At 46.4% G+C, this 13994-nt stretch carries 14 protein-coding genes and 1 pseudogene; 4 read left to right on the top strand and 11 right to left on the bottom strand.

The features are described 5' to 3' along the window. The first annotated feature begins 39 nt into the window (after positions 1-39). Positions 40-894, top strand: a complete 855-nt coding sequence (locus K2F33_RS21730) for an SDR family oxidoreductase (RefSeq protein WP_263878554.1) — start codon at positions 40-42, stop codon at positions 892-894. 216 nt (positions 895-1110) lie between these two features. Then, positions 1111-2022 carry a helix-turn-helix transcriptional regulator gene (locus K2F33_RS21725; RefSeq protein WP_263882416.1) on the top strand — a complete coding sequence of 304 codons (912 nt, stop codon included), beginning with the start codon at positions 1111-1113 and terminating at the stop codon, positions 2020-2022. Positions 2023-2057: 35 nt separating this feature from the next. Here K2F33_RS21725 and K2F33_RS21720 read toward each other — a convergent pair whose 3' ends face one another. Beyond that, positions 2058-2471 carry a MerR family transcriptional regulator gene (locus K2F33_RS21720; RefSeq protein WP_263878553.1) on the bottom strand — a complete coding sequence of 138 codons (414 nt, stop codon included), beginning with the start codon at positions 2469-2471 and terminating at the stop codon, positions 2058-2060. Positions 2472-2565: 94 nt separating this feature from the next. Here K2F33_RS21720 and K2F33_RS21715 point away from each other — a divergent pair, with 94 nt between their 5' ends. Together K2F33_RS21715 and K2F33_RS21710 are read left to right on the top strand one after the other, a co-directional pair. Continuing rightward, positions 2566-3411 carry an SDR family oxidoreductase gene (locus K2F33_RS21715; RefSeq protein ID WP_263878552.1) on the top strand — a complete coding sequence of 282 codons (846 nt, stop codon included), beginning with the start codon at positions 2566-2568 and terminating at the stop codon, positions 3409-3411. Positions 3412-3654: 243 nt separating this feature from the next. Further along, positions 3655-4869 carry an MFS transporter gene (locus K2F33_RS21710; RefSeq protein WP_263878551.1) on the top strand — a complete coding sequence of 405 codons (1215 nt, stop codon included), beginning with the start codon at positions 3655-3657 and terminating at the stop codon, positions 4867-4869. Between the two features lie 8 nt (positions 4870-4877). On the opposite strand, the gene K2F33_RS21705 is transcribed toward K2F33_RS21710, so the two are convergent. From K2F33_RS21705 to K2F33_RS21660, 10 genes and pseudogenes are all read right to left on the bottom strand, one after another. Next, entirely contained in the window at positions 4878-6866 is a 1989-nt protein-coding gene (locus tag K2F33_RS21705; protein WP_263878550.1) for a Na+/H+ antiporter, read from the bottom strand. A 315-nt stretch (positions 6867-7181) separates the two neighbouring features. Beyond that, positions 7182-7718 carry a DinB family protein gene (locus K2F33_RS21700; protein ID WP_263878548.1) on the bottom strand — a complete coding sequence of 179 codons (537 nt, stop codon included), beginning with the start codon at positions 7716-7718 and terminating at the stop codon, positions 7182-7184. 78 nt (positions 7719-7796) lie between these two features. Continuing rightward, complete coding sequence (locus K2F33_RS21695; protein WP_263878546.1) at positions 7797-8339, bottom strand: hypothetical protein; 543 nt, start codon at positions 8337-8339, stop codon at positions 7797-7799. Between the two features lie 171 nt (positions 8340-8510). Next, positions 8511-9149 (bottom strand): HD domain-containing protein, encoded by a 639-nt coding sequence (locus K2F33_RS21690; protein ID WP_076164746.1) that lies wholly within the window; start codon positions 9147-9149, stop codon positions 8511-8513. 169 nt (positions 9150-9318) lie between these two features. Then, entirely contained in the window at positions 9319-10173 is an 855-nt protein-coding gene (locus K2F33_RS21685; RefSeq protein ID WP_263878545.1) for a GNAT family N-acetyltransferase, read from the bottom strand. 132 nt (positions 10174-10305) lie between these two features. Beyond that, a complete protein-coding gene (locus K2F33_RS21680; RefSeq protein WP_076164741.1) occupies positions 10306-10572 on the bottom strand; it encodes a CD3324 family protein in 267 nt (88 codons plus the stop codon). A 305-nt stretch (positions 10573-10877) separates the two neighbouring features. After that, on the bottom strand, positions 10878-11456 hold the full coding sequence (locus K2F33_RS21675) for an MBL fold metallo-hydrolase (RefSeq protein WP_263878544.1): 579 nt from the start codon (positions 11454-11456) through the stop codon (positions 10878-10880). A 17-nt stretch (positions 11457-11473) separates the two neighbouring features. Next, positions 11474-11998 carry a DUF5946 family protein gene (locus tag K2F33_RS21670; RefSeq protein WP_263878543.1) on the bottom strand — a complete coding sequence of 175 codons (525 nt, stop codon included), beginning with the start codon at positions 11996-11998 and terminating at the stop codon, positions 11474-11476. A 134-nt stretch (positions 11999-12132) separates the two neighbouring features. After that, a complete protein-coding gene (locus tag K2F33_RS21665; protein ID WP_263878542.1) occupies positions 12133-13317 on the bottom strand; it encodes an NAD(P)/FAD-dependent oxidoreductase in 1185 nt (394 codons plus the stop codon). Positions 13318-13384: 67 nt separating this feature from the next. Beyond that, positions 13385-13966, bottom strand: a pseudogene (locus K2F33_RS21660) (phage infection protein); the annotation flags it as partial. Positions 13967-13994 lie beyond the last annotated feature (28 nt).

Here is a 13994-nt window from a genome sequence, read left to right as displayed (position 1 = left end):
ACGCTTAATCTGATTTGCAGACGAAAGGATGAGTTAGAAATGATTGTCGTTACTGGAGCGAATGGAAAATTGGGCCGTAAGGTCGTAGAGGAACTTCTGAAGCGTCTTCCTGCCGGGGATGTTGGTGTCAGTGTACGGGATGTGGACAAGGTTCGTGATCTACAAGAACGCGGAGTCCGTGTTCGGCAAGGAAATTTCGAAGATTCCGAAAGTCTTCTTTACGCTTTTGAGGAAGCATCTCAAGTTCTCATGATCTCGTCCCACTCCCTGGGAGAAGCTGCTGTTCGTCAGCATCAAACCGCAATCGACGCGGCAAAGAAGGCTGGAGTTGGTCGACTGCTGTATACAAGCCAAATGTTTTCATCGGCAACATCACACTTTTCTCCCATGAACGTTCATGCTGCTACAGAAGAGATGCTACAATCTTCAGGAATGGCATTTACATCGCTCCGAAACGGATTTTATGCCGCATCAGCGATCATGTGGATGGGTGATGCCTTGGAAACAGGCGAATTGATTGCTCCCGAAGATGGTCCAGTCGCCTGGACCACCCATTCCGACTTGGCTGAAGCCGCAGCGGTCATCCTGACAGAGCAGAGATATGACGGTATCACTCCTCCTCTTACGGCTTCTGAAGCGTTGGACATGAGTAGAATCGCATCGATAGCTTCCAAGGCTTTGGATCGACCCATTCGGCGAATTGTCGTGTCGGATGATGAATATCGGATCCACTTGGTGTCCCGGGGACTGCCGAAAGCGATGGTCGACATGCTTACGGTGATGTTTCAGGCAAGTCGACTCGGAGATTTTTCGCAAACCAATCCCGCATTGGAACATCTGATTGGCAGATCCCCAGTAAATTTTTCGGATTTTTTAAAAAGACAGTTTAATTAACGCTTAAATGATAAACCTCGGATAAGGGCTGTCCACTTTGGATGGCCTGATCCGTGCTTGATCTTTTAATTTTCTTTTGCTCCATTTTTTTGTCTATAATAGACAATCGCCGACATGCAGTAAAACCTCCTTCTTGTTCTAAATATAGTATAATGACGAAGAGGTGACAGCATGATGTCACCATTTATAAATCAAGGATATAAAGAAGGAGTACATATGGAAAAGGTTGAGAGATTAATATCGATCATCATGATCCTGCTAAAAAAGGATGTCGTTTCAACCACAGAATTCGCACAATTGTTCAACGTTACCAAAAGAACGATTCTGCGTGATATGGAAACGTTGAGTGTATCCAACATCCCCATCTATTCCGTCAACGGAGTTCATGGCGGTTACGGTATTATGGACGAATACAAGGTTGATAAACGCCTTTTAAGCAGCTCCGATTTGGAGAATATATTAACGGCACTCAGTGGATTGGAACAAATTCTAATCAGCGAAGAAGTGGATGTGACTATAAAAAAAATAGAGGCCATGGTTAGCCCGTTGGCTCCCAAAAGTTCAGTTCAACTGTCTTTTTATGATTGGGAGGGCAGGTCTGAAATTCGTCAAACCTTGAAGAAGTGTCAGGAAGCAATATTAGCAAGACGGTTGATTTCATTTGAGTATATTGATAAAAACGGCATGATCACGGACAGAATGGTCGAGCCGTATCAGCTTCATTTTAGCGAAACGAGTTGGTATTTGAAAGGATTCTGTCTGCATCGCATGAGGTATAGAACGTTTAAATTATCCCGGATCGACCATCTTCAAGTGGATGAAAAAACGTTTAACCCTAGAGATTATTCCTTCGATCAAGAATATGAGCCAAGTTACCAACCGGAACTGGTCGCTGTAAAAGCGTTGATTTCGCCCAGCGTAAAGGATCAATTCATTGAAAGGTATGGCCGTAAGAGTATTGAAAACTATAGTTGTGACTTATTCTTGGCAACCATCCACGTTCCTCAAAGCCACATCGGATTTCAATTTTTAGCAAGCTTCGGCACAAACCTAAAAGTCGTGGAGCCCCCATCGTATGCTGAACAATTTCGAAATTATTTACTTGAAATGGTGAATCAATATTCCTAAATGGCCGCCAAAAGGAGACGAGACGCGTCAGCAGCTCAATCGGATGAGCCGGCATGCCAAGCCTTTAGCATCTCTTGTGCTTTTTGCGGATCGTCCCTGAGTAGAGTCCGATACTCCAGCATCCAGTTAAGAGTGACCAGCATTTGGTCATATTCTTCCTTCTTGCCTTCGATCTCCTTTTTCTTGCCGCGAATCCAATCGATAATCTGCTGGTTCGTGTTCGCGTTGGCGTCGTGGTCCCGCAGCACTTCCTTCAGTTCAGCCAGTGAACAGCCGATGGACTGGAACTTCTTGATGAGCTTCAACCGCTCGACGGCCTCATCCGAATAGTTGCGGTAATTGTTGCTTTCTCGGCGGACATGCCGATCATCCAGCAAGCCTTCCTTTTCATAATAGCGGATCGTATGAATCGTTAATTCCATCTTATCCGCCAGTTCCTGAATTTTCATCGTCTTTTCTCCTTTGGACCGCTTGCCCTAGAGTTCACTTCATAGTTTATGCTTAACATGATCAAGCAGTCAACTCATGAAGGAGGATATCAAAATGCATGTTTTTGTTACAGGAGCAACAGGGTATGTCGGTTCCGCGGTTGTCAAGGAACTGATTGGTGCAGGACACACCGTTTCGGGTCTTTGCCGCTCAGAAGAGAAAGCCGCGGGATTAAAGGCAGCGGGAGCCGAACCGCTGTACGGCACGCTGGACGATCTCGATACGCTCAGCAGCGCCGCCGCGGCTGCGGACGGCGTGATTCATCTGGCGTTTACCAATGATTTTTCCGACTTTGAAGGTGCGCTGGCTCTTGATTTGCGGGCCGTAGAAGTCATGGGAGCGGCGCTCGAAGGCTCCGGGAAGCCGTTCATTACTACGGCACACGCCAATGGACATACCGTGGATGAAGCCGTGCTCGCGATGGCGAAGCGAGGTATTCGGGCATCGATCGTCTCGCTTGCACCGTCCGTACACGGCGAAGGCGATAAGGGCTTTGTCCCGATGATGATCAGCATCGCCCGGTCGAAGGGATTCGCCGCCTACATCGGTGATGGAACGAACCGCTGGCCGGCGGTTCACCGCCTGGACGCGGCGGTTCTGTACCGTCTGGCGCTGGAATCCGCCCCGGCGGGCTCACGGCTGCTTGGCGCCGGCGATGAAGGTATTCCGCTCCGCGAGATCGCCGAGGTCATCGGACGGCAATTGAACGTGCCGGCGGTCAGCATCACATCTGAAGAAGCTGCCGCCCATTTCGGCTTTCTAGGAGCCATTGCGGCCCTCGACATTACAAGCTTGTATAACACTGCGCAAGCGAGTCAGGCAACACGGGAGCTTCTTGGCTGGAAACCGATGCAGCCTGGACTCATCGCCGATCTCGAAGAAGGGCATTATTTCGCATAAAATAGGAGGGTGTCTCAAGCCTTATTTGGCTAGGGACACCCTTTTTATTTTCAGTAAAGGTTATCGTTATTCGCTTGTTATGCCCCTTTTGTTCATCAGATACGGATAGCCATCTATATAAAAATGATTCCTGTCGTAAATATTATTCATATTATTCAAGCGGACTGACGCATGCTAACATAAATGAAAGGATCCGTTTATCCTGTTTCCATCGTTATATATTGACAACAGAGGAGATCATTGATGTTACCAAGGTCCGCATTTCCATTACTTCTATTGAATATGTTTCTCGCCAATCTGAGCATGGGCCTCGTCATACCGATCGTGCCGGAACTGCTCGAGATGTTTTCAGCAAGCGGCCAAGCCGCCGGCTATCTCGTCTCGTGCTTCGGTTTGACGCAGTTTCTATTCTCACCCTTCGCAGGAAATTTGTCCGACCGGTACGGTCGTAAACCGATGATCATTACAGGGTTGATTTTGTTTGCCATTTCTAATTTACTGGCGGCGTTTGCAGGCGATTTAACCTTATTATTCGTGTCGAGACTGATCGGCGGAATCGGGTCAGCCGCCCTGGTCCCTGCGATTATTGCTTACGTTGCGGATATTACAGCAGATGCTCAGCGCAGCAAGGCCATGTCATGGTTAGGCGCATCGATGACTTCAGGGTTTATTATCGGGCCGGGTGTAGGAGGATTGCTTGCCGAATGGGGCATCAAAATGCCTTTCTTCGCTTCCGCTTCCGTTGGACTGCTGGCTATGATATGCAGTATGTGGATGCTCCCCGAGCCGCTGTCACCTGAGATCCGCCGGCTTCGCCAATCTGTGCAGGACAAGAAAGACAATATCTTTCGTCAAATTGGTCTTTCCGTAAAATCCCGTTATTTTATCCTGCTGCTTATTGTTTTCGCCATGACGTTTGGTCTGACGCATTTTGAAGCCATTTTTCCGCTTTTTGTCGTTCAGGGTTATGGCTTCACCACGCAGCAAATCGCCATTTTACTTACTGTGTGCTCTTTAATCGGCACGCTGAATCAAGTGCTCCTGACCGATCGGATCACCCGCCGGTTCGGGGAAAAGCGGGTTATCGTCGCCATGCTTTTGCTATCCGCTTTCACGCTCGCATCGTTGCTTTTCTCAGGCAATTACTATTATGTCATGATCATCACCATGCTATTTTTTTCATTCAATAATATTTTGCGTCCAACCATCAACACCCTCCTATCCAAAGAAGCTGGAGAGGACCAAGGATTCGTCGCAGGGATGAATAATGCCTATACGAGCCTTGGTACGATCTTTGGACCGTTACTCGCAGGGATCTTATATGAAATCCATATCGACTTGCCTTATCTTTTTGGCGCATTTGTTCTGCTTGCAAGCAGTCTAGTCTCGGTAAGAAAATTGAATAAAAAATCGTCATCGGCGTCTACAAACCCGTTAACAGGCAGCATAAATCAATAGGATGATTCTCAACCCATCTCTTCTCTCAAATCATGCTCCATGAAGAGAATATCACGTTTCATTTCCTTCATGCCCTGTCTGGATATCCGTCCGGTCTCGAACATGGTTTGGATGTTGTCTCTCTCCAGCTGAATCCCGACCCGTGCGAGCTCCTGCATCATATTGTCGAACTCTTCCCGGTTGTAGGTGTCCGATTCGTTTCGGGTCAGAAGAAGCAGCGTACGTTCATATTGCAAAATCAGCGAGCTGACCGACTCCATATCCGTCTCCCCTTTTGCAAGCAGCGCGTTCAGCTCCTTTATGACGTAAGCCGTATTTTGAATTCTGAGCTTGGCCAATTCGGCGCGTCTCTCTCGGATACTCAGGCGGGCCGGATGCAGCATTCCGAACACTTCAATCCATTGCTTCACAGGGAAAAGCTCTCTTTTATAACGGACATCTCCTGTGTGCATAAATAACAGCTGGTTTATTCTTTTAAGGTAACGGTACGCTGTGACCGGATTCACTTCTTTCTTCTGAACCGCGTGCAGCGTGTTCTCTCTTTCCCATTTCAGGATAGACAGGCCCAAGGCCCGCTGCACTTTATCGTTCTTTTCCTCTTTTCTGAGCGATTTGATTCGGGAAGTATACGTATTGATGATCTGGGCAATCGCCAGCCGGTTCTGATCCGTGGTCAGTTCGTTTAATCCGTTCACCACATTCCTCAGAATTTCAATTTTTGCCTGAACCTCCTCCTCTTCCTGCTCCGTTTGCGTTTCTTTCCCCAATAAAAGCGGCAGCAGATAGTTGGACGCAAGAAGGGTCCACACGATAACACCAGCCGCAAGGAAAATGATCAGATCCCTCGCCGGAAACGCGGTGCCATCACTAAGAAATAATGGCAGTGACATCGTACTCGCCAGTGTGATCGTTCCCCGGACGCCGGATAGGCTGAGGATCAGCGCCTTCTTGACTCTGAGCCGCCAAGGGTCGCGCGGTTTGGTCCCTTCGACCCTATCCATCAGAATCGCCCAGATGAAGCGCAGCCCAAGCACAGCTGCGGTCAATAACAGGGTGTACATGATGACTTTCAGATTTCCGATTTCCGCGCTGTTCCAAATCGTCTGAATAATATCTGGAAGCTGTGTGCCAAGCAGCAGGAAAACCAGCCCGTTCAGTACAAAAACAATGACCGACCAGGTGCTTTTGGATACAACCCGCAGCTTGGCTACCTCGGGATTCATTTTCTTGTAACCGAAAGAATGGGCGATTCCTGCGGCGACGACGGCCAGGATGCCGTTAACCCCTAACTCCTCGGCCGCCATGAAAATCACAAAAGGGGTCAGGATTTCAATCAGCATGTGGAGCGTGACATTCTCCATCCCTAGTCTCCGCAGCCATTTCACCACCCCATATTTAACAAGCGTGAGCAGCAGGCCCAGCACCACACCGCCAAGTGATATGGAAATAAAGCTGATGCTGGCCGTTTTGAAAGAGAACACACCGGTAATCATTGCGGCTACGGCAAACTGAAATGACACCAGCCCCGATGCGTCATTGATTAAGGATTCTCCCTCCAGAATTTGCATCGTCTGATGAGGGATTTTTACTTTCTGCTCCAATGCACCCACGGCCACAGCATCGGTAGGCGCTAATGCAGCCGCCAGTGCAAAAGATGCCGCCAGCGGAATCACCGGAAGGAGCCAATTCAGGAAATAACCAACCACGGCTACCGTGACGAACACCAGACCCAGTGCCAGCAAAAGGATTGGTTTCTTCAGCTTCCAGAGCGCTTCCTTATCCGCATGCCTTCCATCATTGAACAACAGCGGGGCAATGAACAGGAGCAAAAACAGCTCTGGATTTAATTTCAGCTCAAAGTGTAACGGCAGCCAAGTGATCAACATCCCCAGCACGATTTGAATAATAGGCACGGAGACCGAGGGGATAAACCGGTTCACTAAATTGGATAAAGACACCGCTGCCAGCATTAGCAAAATAAACTCAAACAATTCCAAACGAATCTTGCCTCCATTATCAATCTGTATTCATCAACTTGTCGTAAACTCAGGGTCCTCACAAACGATTCAGCTTATTGTAAAGTAAATTTATGAACTGTATGTGAATCGCTTTGCACTTAAGCCCAGAGCAATATTCTATAGTACTCATAGGTATTATCATCGGAATTACCGACAGCTTCTTTAATACACCCTACTTTCCGTTTGTTCTTCACCGGATATGGCTATTAAGCGTGAAAAAGCCTAATTCCCCGTTATTCGGTGAGAAATTAGGCTTTGTTACTTCATTATAGGGCCCATAAGCGAATATACAAATTATTCCCGTTCCTTTGGCCAAGAACCTTGCTGTTTGCGAATGAATACGATTTGTCCGATGTGGTAAACATTGTGCAGCATTTGACGGGCCAGCCTCCCAACACGCTCCTCATCCAGCTGACTGTCGTTCATTTGTGCCAGCGATTGACGCAAATCTTCACAAATTCGGCGGGTTTCTGCCACGGTTGCCGCCCATTTGTCAGAATCCTCCGGGTCCCCAGGCCCTCCAAATGTATCTTCCGCCAAAACGGCCTCCCATTTAGAATCAGGGGGTTCTCCGATATCTCCATATGTAGGCTTGCGTTCAGATGCCTCTGTTCCAGGCGTTGTGTCATTAAGTTGTCTGACAAGCAGGGCGTTGTAATAATTTAGATGGTTTACCGTTTGCCAAATGGTATTCCCTCCTCCAGGGGGCTGCCAGCTTGCATCGGTCGAATTTAAACCCGCAAGAGCTGATTCTAAAGGTAAAAACCAGGTCTCCGTATCCCAAACAAAGTCAAATTGCATACGAAAAATATCTATCTGTTTCATATTCATTTGCTCTCTCTCCTCAATGATTCATATTTGGGAGTCTTAACACAGATTACGATCGTCTCCTGATTCTTTAAATGACTTTTAAGACAAAACAATAAAAAGCGTCACCATTCGATTGATTTTTGATAAAACTCGTCCATCCACCATACGCCGTAAGCGTAATAATAAGTCCCTTTTTGTGCGGGGGCATGAAAAACTATTCTCTTTCACCGCAACGTCTATAGAAATTCCCTCCGCCGTCATTTGCGTGACGTGATATTTGTTGGGCTTGGGCTCAACATTCATTGCAAACTTCACGACTTCACCGGGCTGTACGGAAACAGGAACTTCATCTTTTAAAAGTTCAACCGGTCCAGCGGTATCCACACATATACTTTGATTGGTTGAGGTCCAGCAATAGGTGCCGAGTTTAGTAGGATATACCCTTTCCCCAATCACAATGTCAGCCTCAGGAGGTTTCTTTAAATCTGATTTTCTCTCTGGTTGCTTTTCTGGTACTTGTTCTGGTTCCCCCGTTAATTGTTTTTCAACGACTACGTCCTTACCGCTTGTTAATGTGCTCGAACAGCCAACTAAAGTCATATACGAAAAAGCCAAAATGATCAGCATGGCTATCCTCTTCATGTCCAGCCCCTCCTATCCTAGCGTCACTGCTTAGACGTTAAAAATTTCCAATTTGTTTCATCATACTTCAGCATACATTCTTCTTAAAACACAAAAAGCCGCAGTTACGCGGCTATGAATTGTGTATGCTCTTGTCCAGGTCCATGACTTAGGCTGATTGAACGTGCGTTGTTATTCATCCCATCTGGAATGAAGCACGTGATGGCAAAAATTAGGCCGTTTATAGCCCGGCAGAAACAGCTCGCATATATCGGCGTTAATCGTGCCGTAGGTCGTTTCCGGTTTATGCTTAAAGCCTTCAAAGAAGGCGCGCAGAATGTTGTGCTTAAACCGGTTTCGCGGGAACGCATCAACGATTTGCCGGCGAATTTCTTCCGAGATCAGTTCGAAGTTTTTCCCCACGACGTCGTAACCGACGCCAAAATTCATCAGGGCCGCTTCGGTTTCTTTATATTCGACGATTCCGATCGTAGTATGCAGGGCGACGGCATCCCACACCAATCGGATGGATTCTTCCGGCACGCCACGGCTTTGCAGGAAATCTCGAGCGGCATTCGCGCCGTCGACTTCAAAGCGCTTATCAGGACTGCGGAATGCAGGCGTAAGGCCTAAATCGTGGAAAAGAGAACTGATATAGAGCAATTCCGGATCATACTTCAATTGATTCAGGTTGCCTTTGAATGCTGCGAAAAGAAATACCCGGTTTGAATGGTTCCACAGCAAATCATCGCCATGTTCCCGGAGTAATTCGGCCGCTTCCTTGGCCAGTTTGCTATCAGGTATTTGGATATCTGCGATTGACATGGACATCGCTAAGCGCCCCCTATTTATGTCGTTAAGCTTATACTAGGGTTTCATGGAATGGAGATCAATGCGGGTGTTTCTATGATCATTATCGACCAAATGAATGATCTCCTACCTATTTCCAGTATCCCCTTAAGACATTCGAATATTCCCGGGGGCGCTGCAAATTCTTTTTCTAAATATCCATTGACATAAGTACTAATTTTACATGAAAGGTATACCCCATTGACTCTAACAACGACATAGCTTCCTTGTTCTGTTCATGAACCAGCGTCTCCACTTCGTTTCGGCCGTTCTTCAGGTGATACTCAAATCCCTTCGTGATGAGAACCCTACCCAGCCCTTTATTACGCCAACGTGGAATGACGAATAACCTCTCGACTGCCCCGGTTTGCCAACACATTACGCTGCCAACCAGCTCATCACCTTCAAAGGCTGAAATGGTATGTAACTCCGGACCACCCATCATCCATTCCAACATATTTACACTTCGATATACTACACCTTGATAAAATTGATTTTCCAGCTCGGTATATTGGATTCTTTCTTCTCTGGATTCCATCGGGTGGTATTGGACATTCACTCCAACAGGCGTTCTGACTTCAGGTATGGATTCTTCAAGGGAACGCCGTGCTATGTAATAGGTTTGAAAAGGGCTAAAACCCTTCTCTTCGTAAAACGCTCTGTCACCATAAAAGTCCTTCCACGCAACCAGCTTCGTTTTCTTGTTAGGATTACGCAGCTTTTGACAAGTTTCCATAAAAGTAGGGAAAAGAGCTGCCCTCACTTCATCCATGCGGTTTAAAGCTAATTCATTCGTGGGCATTTCGACTTCGAATACATCATGATTATCCGCAATTCCGTGTCGTAAATATCCCACACATATTAAATTCCCGTCCTCGTTAAATACGCAGCTCATCCTCTGATGATCATAATCTTGATTATATTTAAAAAGGATCCATGCCTTGTGACTTAAGTTTTTTACCGTTTCCTCAAATTCAGAACGATATGGACGAACTTGTAATGACATCCAAATGCCCCTCTCTGAATGGTGTTTCTTCAATCGTAGCAAAGGATCCCGTTTAGAAATATATAAAAGATCTTTCAGAATCATTTGTTACACAAAAAATCACATCATAACATATGATGTGATTTCTACGGCCTATATTTTGGAATAAATGATTTTTTTAATACTATCGATGGAAAGGCAGAATTGATCAGAAAGTTCATCGATCGTTGCACCATCGATATATTGCTGACGTATCGTTTCGTTTCTGAGGCTCAAATGTTTTCGGCTTCCTGAATTTTCGCCCCATTTCTTCCGTTGTCCTTCAGGAGTTGGGATGTAAACCATGCTTCCGTGGATATATTTCTGTATTTCCTTTAAAAGCTCTTCCGGAAAAACGATATCTGCGTTTACATATTTCATGATAGCTCTGCTCCTTAAAATTTATTAAAATTTAAGGTTGCAAAGCCTATCCTATAAACAATTATCATGAACGCTGATATTCAGGCGGTAAAAATGAATTCTGAGCTCCATACAAACAACCGCCGTTGTTTATAGTACAAGACTTTGCATGGAGCTGATCGTCAATTTTCTCATCATTCGAGACCTCACTTTCAAAAATATGATCGGTGTCTAATCAGTACCAAAGATTACAATCGATAATATGTTTATTTTACCGATTTCTCCACTTCATGTAAATGTCTGGAACTACGCCTAACTGTCATATTTCAAAGCATGAGGGGCTGGCCATGCCCAGGGAATACCTTGTGTTCGTTTGTATTTCTTAACCGTGACCAGCTTTGATCAACCTTTTCATTCGTTTCCATACTCATATGGTGGTTATAGGGTAAATCCCCTGTAAAAATACCCAGCCCCTCGATAACAATACTAATGGAATCATCCGAGTGACCGGGTGTATGAAGAATATATCCTGGAATGCCCATTTTTTTAGTGAGGACGGCCTGATCATGTTCATTGATAATATTATGGGCTTCCACCTTTATTTCTTTAAAACTGGAGAACTTTTTCATGGTCTCGTTTGCACTTTCAAGAAAATCCGACTGCGTTCGGCTGATAATAAGCTCAACACCCATGGATTGTATCTCTTGTGCGATTCCGCAATGATCAGGGTGAAAATGCGTAACCATCAAATAGTGAATGTCACTCCATGGGATGTTATATTTTCGCAATTGACTGCCCATCTTCCCCAACGTACCGGGTAACCCCACATCGATGAGAAGGTACTTTTCCTGGAAGCCGATCGCATAATAATTGGTCGAATCGTAGCCGATATTTATAACATTCATCTCGCCTTCCCCCATTGTTATCGTTCATATTTGTTGATATATAGATCTCCCACAACTTTTGCATTGGTATGGTACCGATCATATGAATGGTAGACATCATTTGCCCACTTGAATACCATGGATTCGAGTTCTTTCTGCTTTAGCCCGAGTAAGTCTGTAACCGTTAAATGTCCTCTTTGCTGCGGCGGCAATACAGGAATCAAAATATCCGGGTGTGTCCGTTTGTATTGATCCAGAATATTGCTCAGCTGGCTTGTCTTTGCATACTCCCATGCTATAGCTTGTTCAAGGATTAAATATTGTCTGGTGAGATGCAAATTGTTGTTCCATCCCCCATGAACCTCCGAATGCTGCAAACAATGTGCATCGGCATATATAAATGTGAATAGATGATTCCCTTCCATAAAGTTCATTGCCAGATCGTTGAAAACATCAAAGCATTCAAATACTCCACCCCTGGTATTCGACCCGCAAAATTGGCATCTGCCGTAATCCTTCAACTCGATCCCCTTTTTCCGGGCTTGTCGCTCTATATTTTGCATAGAACTCACCTTCCCTTCGTGAACACAGACCCCTGAAAATCTGAATCGCCCTTATGTGATCATTTTAAGGGTTGACGTAACGTTAAGGTCAATAAGCTATTATCCGGGTTTCATACAACTTGATCCCTTTGTTTCTATCGGAGCCAGCTCGCAAAATCCCATCCCACCTTTTTCACTTTCCACGCAAGCTTCCCCGTAATGATGATATCAAGTCCCCATTTACGTACCCAGATCAACCCGCGATTTTGCCCTAGGCCGAAGCCGAAGGTATCCACAAACGATTTGTGAACCGGTGCCGAACGGCCCTCCAGATCGGCCGTTACAATTTTCCCCAGCCTTAAAGCCTGTGGTCCAGCTTCTTTGCATGTCATCTGATCCGCCTTGCCGGTACCTGGATCGACGATTCTCGTACAATCGCCAATGCTGTATACGCCCGACATCCCTTGGACGCGATAACATTCATCCACCAGTACTTGACTTCCAGAAGATAGTGGCAAGCCCATGCTATGAAGCGCCGGATTCGGTATCAGACCAATCGTCCATACACATAGGCCAACCGGCAGATGATCACCATTGCTTAGCGTCAACACTCCTGCTTGCTCCCGCATTGCCTTACTATTGTGAAGCACTGTCACCCCACATTCGCTGAGCAACCGCTCCAACTTCCGTCTAACCTTCTCCGGCCCTTCCGGGAACAGCCGTTCCTGCGCATTGAGCAAATAAACGGAGGCATCGGACGAATTCAGACTCAGCGCCGCTGCTTCCTTTCGCATGGCAAGCATCAGCTCGGCGGACGTTTCGATACCGCTGATGCCCGCTCCCGCAACCGCGATTGTCATTAGTCGCTTTCGTTTATCCGGGTTCGTCTCGACGGCAGCCTTCCGCAGATTGGCACGCCAGCGCTCCCGGATGTCTGCCGCCGCTTGCGGGTCCGTCAAGGCGATCCCTCCCTTATCGGGATCAGGTCGACGAACAATGCTTCCGACGCCAACTACTAAAAGGTCATAATGAATTCGGGCATCATTTCCTTGTGAATCCGTATATTGAACCCGTTTGGCCTCATCATCTACGCAAGTAACTGTACCTTGCAAGAATTCGACTCCTTCTGAACAATAATGACTCCAGGGAATCATAATCTCTTCCCCGTCTGCGGCTTGCCGGAACAACATCACTTTGCGTACATGACCGGGCTGCTTGTCGATTAGAAGAAACCGAATGCGCCGTCCGTTCGCCATCCCCCGGGTCTCTTTCTTTATAGCTTTGAGCGCACCAAGCCCTGCATGGCCGCCTCCAATGATAATACATGTCAAGTCGTTCATCTCTCTGCATCTCCTTAACAAGTCGTTATCTTCAAAGAAATTTGGTTTCGATATGATTTACTGGCTACTATGGCCTTGAAGCCGTTGCTGTTCTATCGATTTTCTGTACACGAACCTTTACTGCGGTGCCCAGAATGACGATGCCGCTTACCAATGAGATCCATGTAAGAGCGGCTACGGGAGCATTCCAACCAAATCCTTTGCCAAAGAAGAACAATTGTCGAAGACCATCGACCATAAAGCGCATGGGGAGCCAAGGATGAATCCACCCGCGATAGAAAGAAGACATCATTTCTGGTGCCAAAGCCAGCAAAGGTGCACCGAAGAAAAGCAATAAGGCAAATATTGCAACACCACTGATCCCCAATATAGACAATACAGCTGTTATCATAAGGAAAAAACTGAAAAACGTAACGGATAAGAACAGCGCGGTATCCGTAAATTTAGGAATATCTAGATCCAGCATTCCATGCGCAAGGAAGGTTAGTCCGAATCCAACCAAAAGAGCTGTGACGGCGCCCATCAGGATATGCAGCAACTTCGATACCAGGCTCTCTCTTCGGGTCTTAATCGATAATTTACTGACGGTTATAAAAAGGATTGCCGAGCAGGCGATACATGCGAGCCATAAGGGCTGAAATAAGGAAACGCCGTTCCTCCAATCCCCGTCTCGCCAT

The organism is Paenibacillus sp. PSB04 (assembly GCF_025809195.1).
GTDB classification, from domain to species: Bacteria; Bacillota; Bacilli; order Paenibacillales; family Paenibacillaceae; genus Paenibacillus_AQ; species Paenibacillus_AQ favisporus.
This window is presented reverse-complemented; position numbering and strand designations above follow the sequence as displayed.